Genomic DNA, 20893 nt, shown 5'->3' with positions numbered 1-20893 from the left:
CGCCAAAACGAGCGCCGCGCACGAGCGGCGCTCGCGGGTCCTAGGTTCGGGATGCGGTCGCGAGGGTAGCGCCCAGGCTGGCACGATCCACCGAGGTCTGAACCGTGTGTTCGAGTACGGCGCGGGCCCCGTCGGCCACCACGAGCCAAGCTCCAGCCATCAGAACGATGTCCTTCAGCACGAGGCGCCCCCCGCCGGACAGGTACGGGAAGCCGTGCTGCGCATCGCCCAGCGCCGCCACCCAGGCTTCGGGCGTCGTCACCAGGAACGACAGCGTGACCACCGGCGTCAGGAAGGCGAGCGCCGCGCCTACGAGACCCCAGCGGCGCGAGACCAGCCCGACGAGGACCAGAAGGCCGATGGCGATCTCGACGCTCCCGAGGCCGTTCGAGAACGCGTAGGTGTCGTTCGCCGCCTGCCAAGCGCGCTCGGCGAGCTTGAGTTCGCCCTCGTGGGTGAGGTGCTGCGCGTACTGGTCGGGGTGCCTGTAGAAAAACGACATCAGCGGGCTGTTGGCCACGAACGGGGTGATGCTGTCGGCCTCGTAGGGAGCGAACTTCAACCCCCCGATCCAGATGAAGATGGTGGCGATGGCGACCCGCACGGCGTCCAGGCCGATGCGGTTGGATCTTTGCCCCGAGACGATCCCGAGCACCTGACGGATCTGCGTGTTCATGACGTGGCTCCTTGGTTCAAAAGGTCGGATGCTTGCCAAATTGGCGGCGTTCGACCTTCATGGACGCGGGTCGGGCGCTGCCGTTCACGGCTGGGATTGGGTGCGGACATGACCGCCTGCTTCGATGCCGCAAAGATGATCGCTGGCGCCGGGTCTCGCGATGCCGGCCCGGCGCAGGATGATGACCGCGCGGATCAAGCGCGCCGCGGAGGGGCGCCATGGCGGAGCGGATGACGGATGACACCCTGAGCGGGCTCGCGCCGCTCCTGCGTGTGCGCCCCGTGCTCGATGATGTGTGCCGCCTGGGCGGGGCTTGGACGTCCCCGCACGAACCCGAGCCGAACGGCCACGCCTACTTCCACATCGTCACGCAGGGCTGCGCGCTGCTCGACCGCCACGGGACCGGCGTGCTGCGGCTCGAAGCGGGTGACGTCCTGCTCCTGCCGCACGGCGACGCTCATACCACGCGCGCGGTTGAGAGTGCCGGGCATGCGCAGTCCGTGACCACGGTCCGGCGGATCGGCGAATTGCGGCTGAAGACGACCGTTGGGGTCGAGCCAGACGTCGAGCTGGTATGCGGCCGGCTGAGCTTCGAAGGTGCGCCCCAGAGCCTGATCTTGGCGGCGCTGCCCGACACGATCGTGCTGCGGGTCGGCCTGCAGCCTCTGGCCAGCCGATACAGCCCCCTCGTCGCCGGCATCCGCTCGGAGCTGACCGATATCCGCCCCGGATCGATCGCAATCGCGAGCGATCTCGCTAGCGCGCTGTTCATCATGCTGCTGCGCGCCCACCTCGAAGCCTCCGCGTCGGCCGAGGGCCTGCTCCGGCTCATCGGGCAGCGCGTGACGGCGCAGGCGGTGCTCGCGATGGTGCGCGATCCGGTGCGCGCCTGGACGCTGGACGAGCTGTCCTCGATCGCCGCCGCCTCACGGGCGAGCTTGGTGCGCGCCTTCCGCAAGGCGGTGGACATGGCGCCGCTGGAATTCCTCGCCGACCTGCGGCTCGGGCTAGCCCGCCACCGCCTGCGGACAGACACCAGCTCGCTCGACCAGATCGCGGTCGACGTGGGCTATCAGTCCCAAGCCGCGCTCAGCCGCGCGTTCTTGCGCAAGTACGGCGTCCGTCCGGGCAGCCTGCGTCGGGATGCGGGCGCGCGGATCACGCAGGCGGACAGCTCACAGGCCGGTTGATCCGGCCGGTCATCGGATCGCGCCGGGCCGGCATCAACGGGCGATGCCGCCCCGGCTACCTTCCCCGCATCGGAGGAGGCAGACATGACCGCGATCAGGCGCAACGACAGGTTCACGAACCAAGTGGTGGTCGTCACCGGCGGCACGAGTGGGATCGGGCTCGCAACCGCCACGGCGTTCGCGGCGGAGGGAGCTTCGGTGTTCATCACCGGCCGGCGCCAAGACGCACTCGACGCCGCGGTCGCGGTGATCGGCGGCGAGGCGACCAAGGGCGAAGTGACGGGCGTGCGGGCCGACATGAGCCGGCTCGCCGACATCGATCGGCTCTACGAGACGGTCCGGCAGAACCACGCGCAGATCGACGTCGTCTTCGCCAATGCCGGCGGGGGCAGTTTCGCCCCGCTCGGGGCGATCGACGAGGCGCACTTCGACACGATTTTCGCGACCAACGTGAAGGGCGTGCTGTTCACCGTCCAGAAGGCGCTCCCGCTCCTACGCGATGGCGCGTCCGTCGTTCTCACAGGTTCGACCACCGGCTCGGCCGGCACGCCCGCCTTCAGTGTCTACAGCGCGACCAAGGCGGCGGTACGCAACTTCGCGCGCAGTTGGATCCTGGACCTCAAGGATAGGCACATCCGGGTCAATGTCGTAAGCCCCGGCGTGACTGACACGGCCGGGCTGACCGATTTGTTCGGTAGCGGCGAACAAGCCGAGGCGGTCAAGGCGGGGATGCTCGCAAATATCCCATCGGATCGGATTGGCCGATCGGAGGACGTTGCTGCGGCTGTCCTGTTTCTGGCCTCGGACGCGACCAGCTTCGTTAACGGTGTCGAGCTGTTCGTCGATGGGGGGATGGTCCAGATCTGATCCCCCCTCCCCTCCCCAATGCAGACGCATGAGAAGGCCAAACTTGGTCGCTCTGGAATGATGAGACACCCAGGAGCAGACCTTTTGAAAGACTGCAATGGGTCGTGAGCGGGTGCGACGGCAGTGTCTACTTCTGCCGCCGCCCGGAAGGGGACCATCGCAAATCCACTCATCACAGACTTGCATACGGACAACCTGCAACGACGGGATCTGGCCGAAAGCAGCTGGCCCGCTTCGTAGTAGGTTAAATGGAAAAGCGGACGTTCTCTACAGCGATCCGCGACAATAACGTTCGTGCAGAAAAAGGTCTGCATCGACCCCCGCTGCCAACCACAATGGGCTCTGCTCGCAGGGCTTGATGAAGCGCACCGTGCGCGTCCGGGCCGGCCTGTGGCCGGTGATGGTGGTCAGGAGCTTTTATCTGCCGATCAATGGCCGCTATGCCCTAGCTGGGGCGGCGATCGTGCACGCCCGCATGAGGAGAAATGAGCATCTCGTAAAGATCGTTCTGAGCGTCTGACGCACAGTCCCAAGCGTCGGTCCCGGACAAGCCGGTCCCTCGCGGGGCGGCCGCTTCTCGACCGGATTGCGGCGTTTCGCCGGGAGATTGCCGGAGCCCCGATGTCTAGCCGGCAAGATGTGGCGGCCGCCGTGGCGCTGATTGGTACAGGGCGCGGGGCTCTTCACGGGCGTATCCAACGCCGGTGCAGAGCGTCGAGTAGTGCGCCGCGTGAGAATCCACAATCTCGGCCGGCGGGCGCCGATGGATCAACGCGTTGCCAGATCAGAGCGCCTCGTATTCTGGATTATGGCGTTCAGCTGGGCGGCAGGATCATCGCGGTATCCGGGTCGGAGACGTCGCCCTCCTGCTGTTGATCGAGGGTGAGCTTGGCCGCGAGGTCCGGCACCTGCCCGTTCGCCAATTGCTGCGCGGCCGCGACTTCCTTGTCCCGTGCCTGCTCCGCCGTGAGCTCGCCGCGCACCACTGCCCGAGCTAAGTTCAGGCTCAGGACATTCTCGGCCTCGCTGGCGCCGTAGACGGTGAGCGTGCCTCGCGTTCGGTCCGGAATGACGCTGCCGTTGAAGGTCGCGACGGCGCTAAAGAGGTTGAGCGGAACCTTGTAGGGCAGGCTCTGCTCCAGCACGTCGCTGTGCTTGACCGGGAAGTCGTGCTCGGCTCCGACCTTGTGCACCACCGTCCGCATCCACGGCCCGTTGCGGTACCAGATCAGCAGCGTCGCCGTATGCTCCTGTGGTGCGCCGTACTTGTCAGCAACGGCCTCAGCGGCCTTGCGGGACGGCTCGGGCCAATCCTGCGCAAGGCGCTCGGCCGCCCTCGCGGGCCCCGCGGACAGCGCAAGGAAGAGAGCGAGGATGCATCGGCTGCGGTTCTGCGAAGGCATGTACTTCCCTGACGGCGCCGGGGGCAGCACGGCCTCCTGAAGCGAATGGGAATCGCTGTCACGCCGCCGCGTTGCTCCGGATCTACGCCGGGTATAGGCCGAGCACCCGAGAATGGTTCCAGGGAGACGCCCGATGGCGCAGCCGATATCGCTGGACGTAAACGGGCGCCCGGCGCCCTTGAGCGTGGACGACCCCGATACGCCGCTCCTCTACGTGCTGCGCGATGATCTCGGCCTCCACGGACCGCGCTTCGGCTGCGGGCTGGGCCAGTGCGGTGCCTGCACGGTGCATGTCGATGGGCAGGCGGTGCGCTCCTGCATCACCCCGGTCTCGAGCCTGAAGGCGGGGGCTAAGATCGTAACGCTCGAAGGGCTCGGCAGCCTGGACAAGCCGCACCCGGTGCAGGCGGCCTTCATCGCCGAGCAGGCGGCGCAATGCGGCTACTGCATCAACGGCATGATCATGCAGTCGGCCGCCCTGCTCAACGAGACGCCGAAGCCGGACGCGACTGCGATACGGCAGGCGCTCGCCCAGAATCTCTGCCGGTGCGGCACCCATCAGCGGATCGTGCGCGCCGTCCAGCGCGCCGCCGGCACGCTCTGACGGAGGTTGTTGCCATGAACGCACCCGTCTTTTCCCGCCGCAGCCTGCTTCTCCAGGGCGGCGCCCTCGTCGTGGGCTTCTCGCTGTCCGGCCGCGGCGCCAGCGCCCAGACCTTCGCGCCGGTCGCCACCAACGGATTCGCGAAGCCCGTCGCCCCGGACCGCGTCGACAGCTTCCTGGCGCTCGGCGCCGACGGTCACGCCACGATCTTCTCCGGAAAGGTCGATCTCGGCACCGGAGTCGAGACCGCCCTGACGCAGATCGCGGCCGAGGAACTCGACCTGCCGCTCAACCGCGTGACCGTTGTCCAGGGCGATACGGCGCTGACGCCGGATCAGGGACCGACCTATGGGAGCCTCTCGATCCAGAAGGGCGGCGTCGAGATCCGGCAGGCGGCGGCGACGGCCCGCGCGCGCCTCGTGCAGATGGCCAGCCAGCGCCTCGGCGTACCGGCCGACGCGCTGGTGAGCGAGAACGGCACGGTCCGCCCGAAAGCTGGTGGCCAGGGCCTCTCCTACGCCGACCTCGTGAGGGATGGGCGTCTCGACCTCAAGGTCGATCCGGCGGTCAAGACCAAGGACCCGGCGCAGTTCGCCCTCGTCGGCAAGCCGGTGGCGCGGATCGACATCCCCGAGAAGATGACCGGTCGCTTCACCTACATGCAGGATTACCGCGTGCCCGGCATGGTGCATGCGCGGGTGGTCCGTCCCCCGACCATCGGGGCGGATTTGCAGGTCGTGGACGAGGCCTCGGTCGCGGACATCCCGGGACTGATCAAGGTCGTGCGCCAGGGTAACTTCCTGGCCGTCGTCACCGAGAAGGAGTGGGCGGCCGTGAAGGCCGCCAAACAGCTGAAGGCGACGTGGTCGAATTGGCAGGGCCTGCCCGAGCAGGACAAGCTCTGGCAGCACGTGCGGGCCACGAAGGTCACCAAGGACGACGTCACGAGCAGCACGGGTGATGCCGAGGCGGCGCTCGGCCACGCGGCCCGGAAGCTCGAAGCTACCTACGACTTCGCCATCCACACCCACGGCTCGATCGGGCCGTCCTGCGCCATCGCAGAGCTGAAGGACGGGTTCCTGACCTGCTGGACGGCCTCGCAGATGACGCACGCCCTGCGCAAGCAGCTCGCGGCCATGACCGGCCTCGCGCCGGAGGCGGTGCGCTGCATCTACGTCGAGGGTTCAGGCTGCTACGGCCGCAACGGCCACGAGGACGCGGCGGGCGACGCCGCCCTTCTCGCCCACGCAGTCGGCCGCCCCGTGAGGGTCCAGTGGTCGCGCGCCGACGAGCACGGCTGGGATCCGAAGGGACCGCCGACCCTGATCGACCTGCAGGCCGGGCTCGACCCGCAGGGCAACGTCGCCGCATGGTCCTCACAGTTCCACATCCCGGAGGGAGCGGCCGGCAACGTGCCGCTGGTGGCGGCCTCACTGGCCGACCTGCCGCACGAGACCACGATGGCGCCCGGCAACATCATCGGCAACTCGGCGCTGCCCTACGCCTTCCCGAACGTGCGCACGGTCTGCCACCGGCTGGCCTCGACGCCGTTCCGGCCCTCCTGGATCCGCACCCCCGGGCGGATGCAGAACACCTACGCCAACGAGGCCTTCCTCGACGAATGCGCGGCGGCAGCCGGCGCCGACCCGCTGGAGTACCGCCTGCGCGCGCTTAAGGATCCGCGCGGCATCGAGGTGCTGAAGCGGGTTGCCGACCTCGCCAAGTGGCAGGCGCGCCCCTCGCCGGTGAAGGACGTCGCCGGCGACGTGCTGCGCGGCCGCGGGATCTCCTACGTGAAGTACGAGCTCAACCGTACCTACGTGGCCGGCGTGGCCGAGGTCGAGGTCAACCGCAGCACCGGGCAGGTGCGGGTGCCGCGCTTCTTCGTGGTCCAGGACTGCGGCCAGATCATCAATCCGGACGGCGTGCGCAACCAGCTCGACGGCAACGTCATCCAGACCGTCAGCCGGGTGCTGCTGGAGGAGGTCACCTTCGATCGCGGCGCCGTCACAAGCCTCGACTGGTCGAGTTACCCGATCCTGACCTTCCCGGACGTGCCCGAGGTCGTGATCAACCTGATCGACCGGCCGAGCGAGAAGCCGTGGGGTGCCGGCGAACCGTCTGCCGCCATCGTGCCGGCAGCGGTCTCGAACGCGATCTTCGACGCGACCGGCGTGCGCGTGCGGTCCGTGCCGTTCACCCCGGCCAAGGTGAAGGCAGCCCTGCAAGGGGCCTGAAATGCGAATGGGCAGGATCGTCGGGGCGCGGCGCCGGTCCTGCGGCGCGGGCCCGGATCGCAGTCTGCCGGACGCGCCGCGGACACCGGGTGGTGCCGCACCCGGCGCTCCGGAACGGTGGCGGGGTTCGACCCGAGGCAAGCATCAACACGTTCGAAGGCGAGACTTCCGATGCGCATACCAAACCGCAGGCCGCTGAGATGGGCCCTGACCGCGGCGCTGCTGGTCGCCGGCCTGTCGCCTTCCGCCGCACATGGTCCGAACGACCCACCGCACCGGCTGGAGTCGCTCGGCGACCTGCCGCTGGAGAGCGGCGAGACGATCCGCGACTTCGCAATCTCCTACGTTACCCACGGGACGCTGAACGCCGACAAGTCGAACGCGATCCTGATGACCACCGCGATCGGCGGCAACCATCATCGGATCGACTTCCTCATCGGTCCCGGCAAGGCCCTCGACACGGACCGGTACTTCGTCGTCGCCACCGACGCGATCGGCAACGGGCTGACCACGAGCCCGAGCAACAGCACGAGCCAGCACGGCACCGCCTTCCCGCACTTCACCATCCGCGACATGGTCGAGAGCCAGAAGCAGCTCCTGGACCGGCTCGGGATCACCCACGTCGTTGCGGTGGCGGGCGCCTCGATGGGCGGCATGCAGGCACTGCAATGGGGCGTCAGCCATCCCGGCTTCATGGACGCCTTAGTGGCGTTGACCCCGATGGCGCGCACCGCGCCCTGGTCGATCGCCGTCAACGAGGCGACCCGCAAGGCGCTGATGCTCGATCCTGCCTTCAAGGACGGCGCCTACGAAAGGCAGCCCGAGCAGGGCTGGCGGCTGCGTGCCGACATCCTGCAGGTGCTGGCTGCCCGGACCCCGGAGGCCCTACGCGGGATCGCTCCGCAGCCCCTCGACATCTTGCCTTGGATGCGCGCACAAGAGGAGGCGGTGCTCAAAGCTGGCTTCGACGCCAACGACTGGATCGCTCAGACCTGGGCCTACGACCGCCACAACATCGGCCAGACCCCCGGGTTCGGCGGCGATGTCCGGAAGGCGCTCGCCGCGATCAGGGCCCGTACGCTGATCCTCACCGGCGGCAACCTTGACCTGTACAATCCAGTCGAGGAGGCCCGCGAGGCCGGCGCCTATATTTCGCAGGCGAGCGTCGTCGCCGTGCCGTCCGTGCAGGGTCACACGACGGCCACGGCGACCAAAGCGGCGGACGTGGATTTCATGAACCGGACCGTCCAGGATTTTCTGGGCACGGCCGCGCCGCGCGGTCGTTGAGACAGCGAGAGGTCAGACGATGATCGGACAGACGGTGATCGCGATCGGCGCGGCTCTGGCGGCGCTCGCCGCCGGCCCTGCTGCGGCGCAGCAGCAGGCCGCCCCGCTGCAGGTGCCGGCCAAGTCGGTGCCGGTGCCCACCGACGTCAGCCCGCAGATGGGCAAGATCATCGGCCAGCCGCTGCGGCCGAACTGGGACATACACCCGAAGGACGGTGCGGCCTGGAAGCCCGTCGCCGAGGCCAGCGCGGGGGCGCTCAAGAAGCTCGTGCCTGGCATGATCGAGCGCCTGCACGTGAAGGTCGAACGCACGACGATCGACGGGGTGCGGGCCTTCATCGTGACCCCAGAGGTCGTCCCGCCGGAGAACCGCGACCGGGTGCTCGTCCACGTCCACGGCGGCTGCTACGTGCTCAACCCCGGCGAGGCCGGCCTGCCGGAGGCGCTGTTCATGGCCGGGTTCGGCCACTTCAAGGTGATCTCGGTCGACTACCGCATGCCGCCGGAGGCCGTCTATCCGGCCGCCCACGACGACGCCATGACGGTCTGGAGGGCCGTGACGCGGGCGACGGATCCGCGGAAGACCGCGATCTTCGGCACCTCGGCCGGCGGCGCGCTGACCCTCGCCATGGTGCTGCGGGCGAAGCAGGAGGGGCTGCCCTTACCTGCCGCCATCGCGCCGGGCACGCCGATGTCGGACACCACCAAGGTCGGCGACAGCTTCGTGACGAACGCCATGCTCGACAACGTGCTCGTCTCGCCGGACGGCTTCTGCGACGACGGTGCCAAGGTCTACGCGGACGGCCACGACCTCAAGGATCCGATGCTGTCGCCCGTCTACGGCAACTTCAAAGGTTTCCCGCCCACCATCCTGACCACCGGCACGCGAGACTTGCTGCTGTCGAACACGGTTCGCGTGCATCGCAAGCTGCGAGAGGCTGGCGTGGAGGCCTTCCTTCAAGTTGGGGAAGGCCAATCCCATGCTCACTACATTCGAGACGACACCGCGCCGGAGTCCCGAGCGGTCTTTCAAGAGATCGCGCGCTTCTTCGACAAGCATCTGGCGCGGTAGCTTCCCGCGTGGGGCGGATGGCCGCTTCTGCTTACGGGATCGTGTAACAGCCAGCTCTAAGACTGTTGTGGGCGCAAAGCGGCCGGCCGGATCCAGCCGATGACGGAATAGTTGCTCTCGGCGGTCGATGCAGCTGGCTGTACACAAGGCCTCTTTAACATGATCATATGAAAATTTGAGACGCTATAAAGAAGTCAAACGCCTCCAGGAAGCCGACTCAATTCCTCCAGCATCATCTCGAAAGCAAGCTTGCTGAACGTTTCGACAAGCCGACTTCGAGCATGATCCGGCGGAAAAAGAAGAGCAAAACGTACGGGCAAAGAGGGCACAAAAGGCCGGATCTCTATTTCTGAAACTTTCGCCTCTTCATAGGCTGCTAAAGGGTTCATCAAGCTCATACCTAGTCCGGCGGCTACTAACACACAGATTGATGCGCCCAGCCCGGCCTCGACAGAGACTATGGGTTCGACACCCGCGGCTTCGAACACCTCGTCGATCTGCGTCCGCAGCGTGCTTCCCAGGGGCGATGCGATAAACGGCGCATCATGAAAATCAGCCGGCTCCAAACGTTCAAGCGCGGCGAGCGGGTGGGCCGGGGGCAGCACGGCTACACAATCCATCGTCAAGACGTGCTCTGGCGCTGGATCGGTGGCATCACCGTAGATCATCGTGAGCGCCACGTCGCAAAAGCCGGTGGCGATCCACTCGCTCACTGCCGCGTCGTCGCCGGAATAGATCGCGATAGCCACCTCCTGATGCTCGGTCTTAAATCGGGCCACAGCCCGCGCGAGCAACCCACCAGCCAGACGTGGCATCGCGGCGACCCGCAGACGCCCGGAACCGAATGAGCGGATGCGAACCGCCGCAGCTTCTAGGCTCGACAAACCGACGAAGGCTCGCTCGACTTCGGCGGAAAAGCGCATGCCGTCGAGTGTCGGCGCGAGCCGGCCGCCGGCACGCTCAAACAAGGGAAGACCCGTTATCGCCTCGAGTTGCGCGATCAGGCGGCTCACCTGTGGTTGCGAGGTATGCAGGCGCTGAGCCGCCGCTGTCATCGAGCCGGCCGCTATGACAGCCCGGAACGCCTCGACATGCCGGAAACTCATCAGCCGCTTGCGCATATCAAATCCGAATAGACGACCGGCGAATTGGAATTGGACGACGTATGCGCCCCGCACGATAACACCATACTATCGCCTCTGCGGATCGCTCACAGGCACCCGTCTCGCTACCTTCGCACAAGCATGAGGACCGAAGCGATGTTGAAATCCTGTTTCGCACTGCTCAGCGTCGCGGTTTGGATAGGAACTGGAGTTCCGGTATCGGCCGAAGGCGAAAGTCGACTGGACAAAATTCGAATGTCTGGACGTATCAACATCGGTTTTCCCGATGCGTCGCCGCCGTTTGCCTTCCTTGACGGATCCGCCAAGCCGGTGGGCTATTCATTGGAGATATGCGAGCACGTGGCCGCGGAGCTCAAGCCCGCGCTGGGGTTAGCCAAGCTCGACGTAGGCTACGTTCCCGTCATGTCGGCGACACGGATCCCACTCATCAACAACGGCACGATCGACTTGGAATGCGGCACAGCGAGCAACCTGCCGGAGCGGCACAAGCTCGTGGCGTTCGCCCCGACAACCTTCGTCGCACAGATCGTGCTCGTGGCGCGTAAGGAGACGCCGGTCGACGTGAACGACCTCGCTTCGTTCCGTGGAAAAGCGATCTCAGCTCAGGCCGGAGGTGAGACGCAACGCGTCGTCACTCGCCTCAATGTCCGCGACAAGCTCGACATCCGGATCATGCCAGCCAAGGACACGGCGGAAACCTTCCTGCTGTTGGATAGCGGTCGCGCCGCCGGCTCAGTCAACGACGATGCGCTCGCGCACGCGACCGTGGCGGGCGCCAAGCGCCCAGGCGACTTCAAGATAGGCGTCAAGGGCCTCGAATTCGCACCCTATGGCATCCTCGAGCCCAAGGACGATCCTGACTTCAAGGCTCAGGTCGACAAAGCGGTTGTCAAGCTGATCGAGGACGGTACCGTAGCCAAACTCTATACTAAGTATTTCGAGTCCCCGATCCCGCCCAAGGGTATCAATCTCGAACTTCCGATGAGCGAGATCTTGAAGCGCGCACTCGTCAAGCCGACCGATTCCGGCGACGAAGCCGATTACCGATAGCCGGCACACCACACCATGGCCTCTTCCATATCCGTCGACTCCAGCCCCCACGCCACCGCGGTCGACCTGCGCAGCGATACCGTCACGCGGCCGACCGAGGCGATGTACGAACGCATGCGCACCGCTCCGCTCGGCGATGACGGTCTTGAGGGCGACCCGACCGTGCGCGAACTCGAGGCGACTACCGCCGCGATGCTTGGCAAAGATGCCGGCTTGTTCGTACCCACCTGCACCATGGCCAATCTCCTGGCGATCCTCGCGCAGGTACAGCGCACCGAGCAGATCCTGCTGGAAGCACAGGCTCACATGGTCACCACCGAGCGTGGGGCAGCTACCTTCACCGGGGCCTTCCTACTTGGAATCACGGGTTGCCGCGGGGCGATGGATCTCAACCGGTTAGAGGACGCTTTACGGCCTTCCGCCAGCCCGCTCCGGACGGCGATGATAGCGCTGGAGACCTCGCACAACGCGGCTGGCGGCGCGGTACCGCCCGTCTCACACATGGCGGCCGTGGCGGAGATGGCTCGCTCGCGCGGTATCCTTGTCCATCTGGACGGGGCGCGACTGTTCAATGCCGCCACCTATCTCGGGCTCGCACCGGCAAAGCTTGCGGTCCATGCCGGTACGGTGTCGCTATGTCTGTCGAAGGGCTTGAGCGCCCCGGTGGGCGCGGTTCTGACCGGTCCGGATGCCGTGATCGCCAATGCACGACGGATCCGCAAAATGATCGGCGGAACGCAGCGTCAACTCGGCATTATGGCCGCGGCTGGCCTGGAAGCAGTGACGGTGATGGGCGCGCGGCTAGTCGACGACCACGCAAGCGCCCGCCAACTCAGCGATGGGCTGAACGCGCTGCATCCCAGCATCTCTGCAAGTGTGCCGCAGACCAACATCGTTCAAGTCGATCTATCGCGCACCGGCCGAGGTAGCGAGCTTTGGGTCACCGATTTGGAGGCCGCGGGTGTGAGAGTGCGCCCGCTGGGTGAAACCCGGCTCCGGCTCGTCACCCATCGTCACATTGGGCCAGCCGAAATTGACAAAACCGTTGCATTTTTCGGATCATGCTTGAATTGTGTAAATTAAAATTTAACATTAACCCCTGGTTATTTTCTGCATAAAATTATGCTTCATAGAAGATTTAGTTTCTGAAAATCACATAACATAAATTCGCATTCGCCATATGAATTTATTATGATATTTTTTTTTAAAAAATATTCAAGGCGTCTTCTTTGTTAAGACTAATTTCGAAGGAGGAGCTTTATAACTGGCCGGTTCAGTTAGTCAGTCGACTGGCCCTGCAGAAAGTAGCATGTCCGCGTCAGAGAAGTTCGATCGAAAAGGCGGACGGGCTCCAACCGTCCCAAAATTGACTTGTTGATGGCTGGCCTGATGCTCAAAGCAGTTGTGGGTAGCGCTCCGGTCTCAACGGTGGAATGAACATGCTTTCACAGCAGGCCGCTCGAACCGCCGGTTAAGTTGGATAGGCGCAGGAGGTCTTCCATGAACGATCAAGAGATTAAACGCGCTCTCGACCAGCACTGGGCAGCCTCGGACGCGTACGATTTTGAGGAAGAGCATCAGATCTATCTCGACGACGCAGTGCTTGAATATCCTCAATCCGGCGAGCGCATCAGCGGGCGGTACAAGATCCAGGCATCTCGTACGGCGCAACCTAATAAGAAACGGTTTGATGTGAGACGGATTGTCGGCTCTGGCGATTTATGGGTGACGGAGTACGTGCTCACGTATGACGGTAAGCCGTCCTACACCGTGAGCATTATGGAGTTTCGCGACGGGAAAGTTGTTCGGGAAACGCAATATTTCGGTGACCCCTTCCCACCGGGACCGTCGCGTTCGCAGTGGGTTGAACAGATTGTTTGACTTCGAGCCCCGGACTGGCAGTGGGAGCCGCCGAGATGCGAGAGTTCGCTTTCTGGGTTCGGCGGTCGATAGCAGACCAGCAGATATCCACCCAATTGCGTCGTAGGAGGGATCGTACATCCTCGGAAGCAGCCGTAAGAATTCTATCGTTCAGGCCGTGAAGGACGGCCGGAGTAGTGTAGTTACTGACTCATTTAGATTTTCGTGCAAAACTTGCGCCTAAACCATTTTTAAGGGGCGCCAATTCCATCGGCGGCCCACCTGCGATCAGTCCTTCGCGCGATTTGCATCCGGTATGACGAACACTTCATCAGATCGGGCGTAGCCGCCATCCTTGACCTCTTCGATCAAAACCATGGTGTGTGGTCGAACGGCTTCGCTGAAGTAATCGACGAACAGGTTGGTCACCTTGTGGACGATCTCTTCCTTCTGCGCCCGGCTGAGCGCAGCCTCCGGGACCTTGATGTTAGCGAACGGCATCAGAGTTCTCCGCGGTGGGTGAACTGAACGGCGGCGTGGTAGGCGTCCCGGCCCACTGGCCTCAGCGCTGCTTCTCGCGGGCCTTACGAACGGCATCGTTCAAAATCGTCACAGCCTCGTCGAAGCGGTGCTCCGCTTCGGCGTTGCGCTGGAAGGCAACGCGCTGCACGAGGATTTCAGGCGGCGTCGGCTGGTGCTGGAACAGAGCCATGACCTCATCGATGAAGTCGGCCAACGGCAGGTAGCCTTCTTGGTTGGCTTGGCCGGGCGTCAGATCGGTCTGAACCGCCGGAGGCACCAGTTCGATCACCTCAACCCTGCCCTTCAGGACTTCGCGCAACGAAACCGTGTAGCTGTGAATGGCGGCCTTCGTCGCCGAGTAGGTCGGTGTCGCCGCCAGGGGAACGAACGCTAGTCCGGAGGACACGTTGATCAGCACGGCGTCAGGGCGCGCGAGCAGATGCTCGATCAAGGCGTCCGCAATCCGGATCGGGCCGAGCAGGTTGGTGGTTATCGTCGCCTCCGCGTCTGAGAGGTCTCGGGTCTGATCCAGCGTCTCGAAGCGCATGATCCCGGCGTTGTTGATCACCACGTTTAGGGCCGGGTGCTCGGCTACGACCCGCTGCGCGAATGCGGCGATGTCCGCGGCGTCCGAGATATCGAGCGGCAAGGCGTTGATGCCGGGGCGGCTGCTGGCGACCTGTTCCAGTGCCTCCACCCGACGCCCGGCGATGATGACGGTGTTGCCTAGATCGTGAAAGCGATGCGCAAGAGCCTCCCCGATCCCGGAGCCGCCTCCGGTGATGAGGATGGTGTTGCCTGAGATGTTCATGACGGCGACCTTCGTTGTTGTCGCCGACGAAATTATCGATCACGCTCTCCAGGCTGAAGTAGGCACCGAAAAGATTTGTACTTACCGAAAGGAGAGCGTTGGATGCGTAGGGCTGCCCCAGATCCCATCATCGAGGCCCAACGGAAGGGACCGATCCCGAAGGACGTCGATCCGACGATCGAGGTGCTGGTGAACGACATCATCGCCAAGGTGGCCGACAAGTGGACTATGCTGATCCTTGAGGCTCTGGACGAGCATGGCACCCTACGGTTCACGCAACTCGGCAAGGCGGTGGGTCGGATCAGCCAAAAGATGCTGACGCAGACGGTCCGGCAGATGGAACGGGATGGTCTCGTGCGACGCACCGTGCATCCGGTGATCCCGCCGCACGTGGATTACACGCTGACGCCATTGGGCGAGAGTTTGGGGGCGGCGTTCTGTGGTGTGTGGATCTGGGCTGAAACCCATCACGCTGAGATCAAGCACGCACGTCGGGCGTTTGCGGCGGCGGGTGAACCGTCCGATGTGTCCGCATGCATCAAGACACCGTGAAGGCAGAGGGCCGATATAAGTGGCTTGCGGACCCTGCCCTTTCGCGGAAGCGGAGGTGCTGCATCCGACCCAACCTAGCCGCCCGGACCCCTCCCGTCGCTTCTCCGAAGCGGCCGTTCGTCGGCGGCCTAGTAACTTCGTCCGACGCACTCTTTTGAGGTGTGCGCCTTCTCACCGCGTCTTTCATAGCAGGTGCCTTAGGGAGCCCAGATGAGTATCAGCATCCACGACGTCAGCGTCCCCGTCTTCGTCAACGCGCTTCGCAACATGAGCACTTGGCTCGACAAGGCGGCATCGGAGAAGCCAGAAGCCGAGCTGCTCGTCCGGCGGCTGGTTCCCGACATGAAGCCTCTGCCTGCCCAGTACCAAATGGCATCCGACAGTGCGAAGAATGCGGTGGCACGGCTGGCTGGGATCGAAGCGCCCTCGATGCCCGACGTCGAGACGACCTTCGCCGAACTCAAGGAGCGCTGTGCCAGGACGATCGCCTTCGTTGAAGGCATCGATCCGGCGGCGCTGGCCTCAAGCACGGAGCGGGAGGTGGAGCTGAAGTTCCCGAATGGCATGGGATACCGCTTCAGTGGGCAGGCCTATCTGACCGGCTTCGCGCTTCCGAACTTCTTCTTCCACGTGACAACAGCCTACGGGATCCTCCGGGGCGCTGGCGTGAGCCTCGGCAAGCCGGATTTTCTCCAGCATCTTGGCCCCCCGAATATCCACGCGGCGCAGTAGTCGTTCCGGCTCCCAAAGCCCCAGATCCGATCCGCGCGACCGGGTGAACGCGCGCATGACGCCTTCGCCTCGGCAGTTTCTGCGTCCTCGACCGAGCCTTACCGCTGCCGGTGCATTTACTCCTGTTTCCTCCTCCGAACGGGAGCCCCAAGGTCGAGCCTACAAGTGAAAGGCTCGCCTGATCGTCCATGGTCAGCAGCCCTACAATGTCGAACTGCCTCTCAGCCGACTGCGCACCTATTACCTCTGCATGTGCTGGCAGCGGGTTGGGGTGACCGAGATAGATCCTCACCACAGGCGCGCGGTCTTGGCGAAGGTTTTGCCCGCCACCATAATCCCGTCGATTATCGCACTCCCGTCTGACGCTACGCGCGCCTCCACGAGAATTTCCTTACGCGCCGTGCGATGAGCTTGGCAGGCACACCTTGCGCTCCGTACCATCGCTTGATGCCGTAGTTCACGACGCCCGTTAGACAGACGGAACGCTGGCAAGTGGTGGGGTCGGTGGGCTGACCGCCGTTCCTGGCCCGAATGCCGAGCAGAGCCCCCTGGCGCACCAGCGTGCCTGAACTCAAGTGGCCCTTGATGAACGGAACGTCACCTGTCGGAAGCTCGAACAGCACCTCGGCTGCCCGGTGGATGCCCTCGGCATCGACCGAGAGCCGAAGATAAACGGTACGCCCGGCCTCAAGCCGACAGCTCTCGCGGGCATTGAGATCGCAGCTCGGTGGCTTCGTTCCTGCGCCTGTCCCCTGGATGCGTCCGATCTCGTATGCGAGGACGCTATATTCGCGCCGGCAGCCAGCCCGACAGGCTTGCGAGGAACAGCGCCGGCCCCACCATCCAGAACCAAGACCCCGATCCTGAGGCGGCTTCTCCCCGCATCAGGGCAAGGTCGAGCCCACCCAGGCCCGCGTCGGTTGCGATGAGCGCAATGCAGGCGATGAGGGCCGCCCCCCCCGAGCGTGTGACGAGCGCCGTCGATAGACCGAAAACCGCGATAGTCTCGGCGAAGCCGTGGGGATCCGCGGCGACGTGGAAGGTCTGCCCAACCAGGGCCAGCGTGGCCGCCGCGATGGCGAGGGACAAGGTTGCCAGCCCATCCACGAGCCTGCGTATCGAGCCGGCTTGGTCGCGGGCAACGCGCCGCGATGCGAGGTAGGTGGCGGACACGGCCGCGGCGTTGGCGAGGAATAGAACGATCAGCCGAGCGGACGGCGACATCGTGGACCAGTTCGCCGTTACGAACGCGATGATGGATGGCGCTACGAGCAGGAGGATGCACAGGGCAAGGGCGGTCTGAAAATGCCGGAGACCGCGAGGCGCGAGGGCATGGGCGGCAATACGCTCAGCCTGCTCCGGCTGGATCAAACCGCGTTCTTGCCAGTCGCGAAGGTCGCGCCGCAGGCGTGCGGAATAGGACAGCGGCATGTGCGACCTTCGGATCCTGAGGCGAATCAAACAGCCCAAAATCTTACGTCATGGTCTCTGAAATCCGAATCTTTCGGCACAACCGCATCAGATGATTGTCAATTTGTGAATGAACTACCCCGTCCTGACCTGGGATGAGACCACGGACGGTCAATTCAATAGCCTTCATGAATGAGAGCGACGGAATTGCCCCTGCTTGCCTCGACGCTGAGACCCGGCGTCTTGGACAGCACGAATCCGCCGGTAGGCGCTTTAAAGCAGGCGTCTAATTGGCCATTGTCGATAGACCGAATATTGAACGTGGCCACGGAGCCTGTCGAAAATATCTGCACGAGACTTTAGCCGCCACGTTCGATAAAGTCTTCGCAGCGAGCAGTACCTCGGCCGTCGAAGCACTAACGGATCGCGATGAGCGAGAACACGGAGCGGTCCACCGCATCGGAATGGTCGGTTCCGGAACGTCGGCTTGCCGCGATCTTCGCCGCCGACATAGCTGGCTATTCCCGAGCGATGCACGCCGACGAAAGCGGCGCGATGCGGGCTCTCCAGGCCATGCGGATGATCGTCGACCGCCTTATCCTGGCGCGGCGAGGACGGATCGCCAACACGGCCGGGGACAGCGTGTTGGCCGAGTTCGCATCTGTAACGGACGCTGTGTGCTGCGCCGTGGCGATCCAGCGGGCGCTTGCCGAAGCCGACGGCGACGCAGGACAGTTTCGCCTGCGCATCGGGATCCATATCGGCGACATTATGGTGCATGCCGGCGATCTTTTCGGCGACGGCGTCAACATCGCGGCGCGCTTGCAGACGGCAGCCGATCCCGGTGCGTTGAGGCTTTCCGAGGCGGCCTATCTTCAAGTGCGCGGCCTTCCGGATATCCGCTTCATCGATCTCGGTCCGCAGCGCCTGAAGAACATCGCCCGGCCCTTGCGCGTGTATGCCGTGCCCCCACCGGATGGACAGCCATGGCGCAACGTCCAGGCACGCCGCGCCCGCGCAGCCCTTCGACCGACCCTCGGGGCGGCCGCCGTTCTGGCCGCCGCCGCAGGGCTGGCTATGGCCTGGCCTCACCTCGTCGGATCCGAGCAGTGGGAAGCACCGCGCGTGCCTGCGCGACCGAGGCTGTCGCTCGTTGTCCTGCCGCTCACAAATCAGAGTGGCGACACGGACCAGGATTATCTCGCCGAGCAGCTGGCCGAGGATCTCTCCGCCGACCTCGCCCGCGCCCCCGGCACCTTCGTGATCGCTCACGGCACGGCCCAATCTTACAAGGGGCGGCAGTCCGAACCGCGCACGATCGGTCGAGAGCTCGGCGTGCGCTACGTCGTGCAGGGCAGTTTACGGCACAGCGCCGAGCAAGTGCGTTTCGCCGTGCAACTCACGGACGTCGAGACTGGCGCCTCCCTCTGGGCGGACCACTACGACAGACCGCGTGCCGCTGTCGGCGCCACGCAGGATGTCCTCGTCACACAGGTCGGCCGCGCGCTCGGTGTTCGTCTCTTAGAAGCTGCGACACGCGCGCGCTCCGGTCAGCCGGTGGATGCGGTGGATCTGGTCATGCGCGGCCAAGCCCTGCTCAACCGGCCTTTTGCACGCGAGAATCATGCGCAGGCCCTCCCTTTATTCGAGCGGGCCCTCAAGCTCGATCCGGAGAATGTCGACGCACGACTTGGAATGGCCGAGGTGCTCGTCGATGGGGCGCTGAACGGCTGGACTACCGAACGGACTGCCGACCTCGAGGTGGCCGAGCGCGCCATTGCCTCGGTGCTGCAGGGTGATCCCACGCACCCGTTTGCGCATTACCTGCGCGGTGAGACGTTGCGCGCCCGATCCCGCTACTCGGAGGCGCTCGCCGCGTTCGACCGGGTTCTGACCCTAAATCAGAGCTTTGCGCGAGCCCACGCCTATCGCGGCCTCATCCATATTTTCCTCGGTCGGGCAGAGGAGACGGAGCGCGACATTGCGGCTGCGATCCGCCTCAGCCCAAAAGATCCTTTGCTCGGCGCTTGGCTCGCACGGGAAGGGCTGGCCAAGCTTCATCTCGGGCAGGATCAAGAGGCGATCGCACCGCTACGCCGCGCGGCGGCCGTAAACCCGCTGTTCGACTTCCCGCATCTCTATCTCGCCTGTGCCTTTGCACGGCTGGATCGGGATGCCGAAGCTCGGGCGTCCCTCGCCGAGTTTCTCAAGCTCCGGCCAGGCTACACCCTTGCCCGCTATCGAGGTCTGACCTCCACAGATCCGAATTTCCTCGCCCAACGCGAGCGCATCTACGACGGGCTCCGACGCGCGGGTTTGCCAGAGCGGTGAACGCATTCAACGAGCCCATCGAATCGGTGGGTCCAAGTCGGCAAGCAGCTGCTTTTGGCCGAAAGCAGCATGTCGGCTTTTGAAGCGACATGTCGCAAGAGCGGACGCTTTCCGACTTACTAGTGTCAACCGCTTGGACCACCGATAGTATATCCTGTAAGCCGTTATTTGGTGTCAGTCAGACACCTTCGGCGCGATGGGACAAAAGGCCGTTCGCGGGCGGTTGAACTGCACCCCGTTTTAACCGGACAGGCGGCATAGCTCACGAAAGCATAGGTGTTGGCCTATGGGTAAGGCTATGTCATCCGATCCGGCCGCCCTGCCGGGTGCACAGCGAGATCCTGATCGGCGTTCAGCGTTGTCAGCGCTGGTCCACCAGTGAGAAGATTTGCCTCGTCGAGGAGAACCAGCAGCCCGGCTCGTCAGTGTCGTTTGTGGCCCGTCGCTACGGCATCTCGCTCAGCCTGCTGTTCTTATGGAAGCGGCGCATGCTGGTGGGCGGCCATGAGGCCATGCAAGCCTACGAGGAGGTCGTCGGCACCAGCCGCGTGCGTGAGTTTGAGCGACGCGTGCGCGACATCGAATGCCTGCTTGGGCGTAAAACGATGGGAGTCGAGAACCTGAAGGAGGCGCTCGACCTCGCGCGGGCAAAAAAAACCGATCTCGCCGCTTAGCTCCAAGGGCGGTTCGCGGCGAAGGCGGTCCTGACACGCTCGGCGTGGCCCGCTCCCACCTGGTCGAGCGACTTAGTCGACCTGTTCAGCCGCGCGGCCCCGCTAGTGTTCGGACCACATCGAGCTGCGCCTTCGGAACGGTGCGGTCGTGCGAGTGCTATTTGCCATTGACGCCCGTAACCGAGAAATTATTGCGTGGCCGGCGACCACGGCGGGCGTCCTGGCCGAGATGGTCTGTGAACTGATGATCGCCCGCTGAGAGGGGACTGTCAGGAATTTCGTGTGGGGGCGGCCATAGTGGATCCGAAGGAGGTTCCCGATGGCACGACGCAAAGCACCCCACGTCCCTGACGCGATCCTGGACCAGCTCCTGGCCGGGGCCGATCCGAAGACGGCGTTCGAGTCCGACGGCTTACTGGACGCACTGAAGAAGGCCCTGGCCGAGCGTGCGCTCAACGCCGAGATGGACCACCATCTGGCGGGCGAGGAGG

The 20893-nt window shown here is 64.5% G+C and carries 19 protein-coding genes and 2 pseudogenes; 15 read left to right on the top strand and 6 right to left on the bottom strand.

Translation table 11 applies throughout. The features are described 5' to 3' along the window. Nucleotides 1-40: 40 nt before the first annotated feature. Nucleotides 41-676, bottom strand: coding sequence for a reactive chlorine resistance membrane protein RclC (gene rclC / locus FV242_RS17445; RefSeq protein WP_281407075.1), 636 nt, complete (start codon nucleotides 674-676; stop codon nucleotides 41-43). Between the two features lie 218 nt (nucleotides 677-894). Between rclC and FV242_RS17440 the strand changes: the two genes are divergently transcribed. The 3 genes from FV242_RS17440 (at nucleotide 895) to FV242_RS34625 (ending at nucleotide 3253) form a co-directional block, all read left to right on the top strand. Continuing rightward, nucleotides 895-1866 (top strand): AraC family transcriptional regulator, encoded by a 972-nt coding sequence (locus FV242_RS17440; protein ID WP_147939799.1) that lies wholly within the window; start codon nucleotides 895-897, stop codon nucleotides 1864-1866. Nucleotides 1867-1950: 84 nt separating this feature from the next. Then, complete coding sequence (locus FV242_RS17435) at nucleotides 1951-2733, top strand: SDR family NAD(P)-dependent oxidoreductase (RefSeq protein ID WP_147939798.1); 783 nt, start codon at nucleotides 1951-1953, stop codon at nucleotides 2731-2733. Nucleotides 2734-3091: 358 nt separating this feature from the next. Then, nucleotides 3092-3253 (top strand): hypothetical protein, encoded by a 162-nt coding sequence (locus FV242_RS34625; RefSeq protein WP_187278462.1) that lies wholly within the window; start codon nucleotides 3092-3094, stop codon nucleotides 3251-3253. Nucleotides 3254-3548: 295 nt separating this feature from the next. Here the strand turns inward: FV242_RS34625 and FV242_RS17430 are convergent, their stop codons facing one another. After that, nucleotides 3549-4136 (bottom strand): hypothetical protein, encoded by a 588-nt coding sequence (locus FV242_RS17430; protein WP_147939797.1) that lies wholly within the window; start codon nucleotides 4134-4136, stop codon nucleotides 3549-3551. A gap of 133 nt (nucleotides 4137-4269) precedes the next feature. On the opposite strand from FV242_RS17430, the gene FV242_RS17425 reads away from it, so the two are divergent. From FV242_RS17425 to FV242_RS17410, 4 genes are all read left to right on the top strand, one after another. Further along, the gene (locus FV242_RS17425) at nucleotides 4270-4740 is read left to right on the top strand and encodes a (2Fe-2S)-binding protein (RefSeq protein WP_147939796.1); all 471 of its coding nucleotides are present in this window, start codon (nucleotides 4270-4272) and stop codon (nucleotides 4738-4740) included. 14 nt (nucleotides 4741-4754) lie between these two features. Further along, nucleotides 4755-6977, top strand: coding sequence for a xanthine dehydrogenase family protein molybdopterin-binding subunit (locus FV242_RS17420; RefSeq protein WP_147939795.1), 2223 nt, complete (start codon nucleotides 4755-4757; stop codon nucleotides 6975-6977). A gap of 171 nt (nucleotides 6978-7148) precedes the next feature. After that, complete coding sequence (locus tag FV242_RS17415; RefSeq protein WP_147939794.1) at nucleotides 7149-8264, top strand: alpha/beta fold hydrolase; 1116 nt, start codon at nucleotides 7149-7151, stop codon at nucleotides 8262-8264. 19 nt (nucleotides 8265-8283) lie between these two features. Next, a complete protein-coding gene (locus FV242_RS17410; protein WP_147939793.1) occupies nucleotides 8284-9336 on the top strand; it encodes an alpha/beta hydrolase in 1053 nt (350 codons plus the stop codon). A 194-nt stretch (nucleotides 9337-9530) separates the two neighbouring features. Here the strand turns inward: FV242_RS17410 and FV242_RS17405 are convergent, their stop codons facing one another. Next, on the bottom strand, nucleotides 9531-10457 hold the full coding sequence (locus FV242_RS17405; RefSeq protein ID WP_147939792.1) for a LysR substrate-binding domain-containing protein: 927 nt from the start codon (nucleotides 10455-10457) through the stop codon (nucleotides 9531-9533). Nucleotides 10458-10595: 138 nt separating this feature from the next. Between FV242_RS17405 and FV242_RS17400 the strand changes: the two genes are divergently transcribed. The 3 genes from FV242_RS17400 to FV242_RS17390 all read left to right on the top strand — a co-directional run bounded on the left by FV242_RS17400 (nucleotide 10596) and on the right by FV242_RS17390 (nucleotide 13391). Next, nucleotides 10596-11510, top strand: a complete 915-nt coding sequence (locus FV242_RS17400) for an amino acid ABC transporter substrate-binding protein (protein WP_147939791.1) — start codon at nucleotides 10596-10598, stop codon at nucleotides 11508-11510. Between the two features lie 15 nt (nucleotides 11511-11525). Further along, on the top strand, nucleotides 11526-12593 hold the full coding sequence (locus FV242_RS17395; protein WP_147939790.1) for a low specificity L-threonine aldolase: 1068 nt from the start codon (nucleotides 11526-11528) through the stop codon (nucleotides 12591-12593). Nucleotides 12594-13010: 417 nt separating this feature from the next. Then, entirely contained in the window at nucleotides 13011-13391 is a 381-nt protein-coding gene (locus tag FV242_RS17390) for a nuclear transport factor 2 family protein (RefSeq protein WP_147939789.1), read from the top strand. Nucleotides 13392-13658: 267 nt separating this feature from the next. On the opposite strand, the gene FV242_RS17385 is transcribed toward FV242_RS17390, so the two are convergent. Together FV242_RS17385 and FV242_RS17380 are read right to left on the bottom strand one after the other, a co-directional pair. After that, nucleotides 13659-13871, bottom strand: a complete 213-nt coding sequence (locus FV242_RS17385; protein ID WP_147939788.1) for a 4-oxalocrotonate tautomerase family protein — start codon at nucleotides 13869-13871, stop codon at nucleotides 13659-13661. 61 nt (nucleotides 13872-13932) lie between these two features. Further along, nucleotides 13933-14703, bottom strand: a complete 771-nt coding sequence (locus tag FV242_RS17380; protein ID WP_147939787.1) for an SDR family oxidoreductase — start codon at nucleotides 14701-14703, stop codon at nucleotides 13933-13935. A gap of 102 nt (nucleotides 14704-14805) precedes the next feature. On the opposite strand from FV242_RS17380, the gene FV242_RS17375 reads away from it, so the two are divergent. Both FV242_RS17375 and FV242_RS17370 read left to right on the top strand, forming a co-directional pair. Continuing rightward, complete coding sequence (locus tag FV242_RS17375; protein ID WP_147939786.1) at nucleotides 14806-15255, top strand: helix-turn-helix domain-containing protein; 450 nt, start codon at nucleotides 14806-14808, stop codon at nucleotides 15253-15255. A 210-nt stretch (nucleotides 15256-15465) separates the two neighbouring features. Beyond that, a complete protein-coding gene (locus FV242_RS17370) occupies nucleotides 15466-15987 on the top strand; it encodes a DUF1993 family protein (protein ID WP_147939785.1) in 522 nt (173 codons plus the stop codon). A gap of 783 nt (nucleotides 15988-16770) precedes the next feature. Here FV242_RS17370 and FV242_RS17365 read toward each other — a convergent pair. Then, nucleotides 16771-17418 carry a DUF2157 domain-containing protein gene (locus FV242_RS17365; protein WP_147939784.1) on the bottom strand — a complete coding sequence of 216 codons (648 nt, stop codon included), beginning with the start codon at nucleotides 17416-17418 and terminating at the stop codon, nucleotides 16771-16773. Between the two features lie 408 nt (nucleotides 17419-17826). On the opposite strand from FV242_RS17365, the gene FV242_RS17360 reads away from it, so the two are divergent. From FV242_RS17360 to FV242_RS17350, 3 genes and pseudogenes are all read left to right on the top strand, one after another. Next, nucleotides 17827-19728: an adenylate/guanylate cyclase domain-containing protein gene (locus FV242_RS17360; RefSeq protein WP_147939783.1), complete on the top strand. Its 1902-nt coding sequence runs from the start codon at nucleotides 17827-17829 to the stop codon at nucleotides 19726-19728. A 286-nt stretch (nucleotides 19729-20014) separates the two neighbouring features. After that, nucleotides 20015-20655, top strand: a pseudogene (locus tag FV242_RS17355) (transposase); the annotation flags it as partial. Nucleotides 20656-20721: 66 nt separating this feature from the next. Next, nucleotides 20722-20893: pseudogene (locus tag FV242_RS17350) on the top strand (IS256 family transposase); the annotation flags it as partial.

The sequence above is a fragment of the Methylobacterium sp. WL64 genome (genome assembly GCF_008039945.1).
In the GTDB taxonomy this organism is placed as follows: Bacteria; Pseudomonadota; Alphaproteobacteria; order Rhizobiales; family Beijerinckiaceae; genus Methylobacterium.
This window is presented reverse-complemented; position numbering and strand designations above follow the sequence as displayed.

Coding starts and splice junctions, on each gene's coding strand:
- FV242_RS17360 (WP_147939783.1), top strand. CDS start 17,827: ATGAGCGAGAACACGGAGCGGTCCACCGCATCGGAATGGTCGGTTCCG.
- FV242_RS17385 (WP_147939788.1), bottom strand. CDS start 13,871: ATGCCGTTCGCTAACATCAAGGTCCCGGAGGCTGCGCTCAGCCGGGCG.
- FV242_RS17365 (WP_147939784.1), bottom strand. CDS start 17,418: ATGCCGCTGTCCTATTCCGCACGCCTGCGGCGCGACCTTCGCGACTGG.
- FV242_RS17375 (WP_147939786.1), top strand. CDS start 14,806: ATGCGTAGGGCTGCCCCAGATCCCATCATCGAGGCCCAACGGAAGGGA.
- FV242_RS17410 (WP_147939793.1), top strand. CDS start 8,284: ATGATCGGACAGACGGTGATCGCGATCGGCGCGGCTCTGGCGGCGCTC.
- FV242_RS34625 (WP_187278462.1), top strand. CDS start 3,092: ATGAAGCGCACCGTGCGCGTCCGGGCCGGCCTGTGGCCGGTGATGGTG.
- FV242_RS17400 (WP_147939791.1), top strand. CDS start 10,596: ATGTTGAAATCCTGTTTCGCACTGCTCAGCGTCGCGGTTTGGATAGGA.
- FV242_RS17440 (WP_147939799.1), top strand. CDS start 895: ATGGCGGAGCGGATGACGGATGACACCCTGAGCGGGCTCGCGCCGCTC.
- rclC (WP_281407075.1), bottom strand. CDS start 676: ATGAACACGCAGATCCGTCAGGTGCTCGGGATCGTCTCGGGGCAAAGA.
- FV242_RS17380 (WP_147939787.1), bottom strand. CDS start 14,703: ATGAACATCTCAGGCAACACCATCCTCATCACCGGAGGCGGCTCCGGG.
- FV242_RS17405 (WP_147939792.1), bottom strand. CDS start 10,457: ATGCGCAAGCGGCTGATGAGTTTCCGGCATGTCGAGGCGTTCCGGGCT.
- FV242_RS17430 (WP_147939797.1), bottom strand. CDS start 4,136: ATGCCTTCGCAGAACCGCAGCCGATGCATCCTCGCTCTCTTCCTTGCG.
- FV242_RS17370 (WP_147939785.1), top strand. CDS start 15,466: ATGAGTATCAGCATCCACGACGTCAGCGTCCCCGTCTTCGTCAACGCG.
- FV242_RS17420 (WP_147939795.1), top strand. CDS start 4,755: ATGAACGCACCCGTCTTTTCCCGCCGCAGCCTGCTTCTCCAGGGCGGC.
- FV242_RS17415 (WP_147939794.1), top strand. CDS start 7,149: ATGCGCATACCAAACCGCAGGCCGCTGAGATGGGCCCTGACCGCGGCG.
- FV242_RS17395 (WP_147939790.1), top strand. CDS start 11,526: ATGGCCTCTTCCATATCCGTCGACTCCAGCCCCCACGCCACCGCGGTC.
- FV242_RS17425 (WP_147939796.1), top strand. CDS start 4,270: ATGGCGCAGCCGATATCGCTGGACGTAAACGGGCGCCCGGCGCCCTTG.
- FV242_RS17435 (WP_147939798.1), top strand. CDS start 1,951: ATGACCGCGATCAGGCGCAACGACAGGTTCACGAACCAAGTGGTGGTC.
- FV242_RS17390 (WP_147939789.1), top strand. CDS start 13,011: ATGAACGATCAAGAGATTAAACGCGCTCTCGACCAGCACTGGGCAGCC.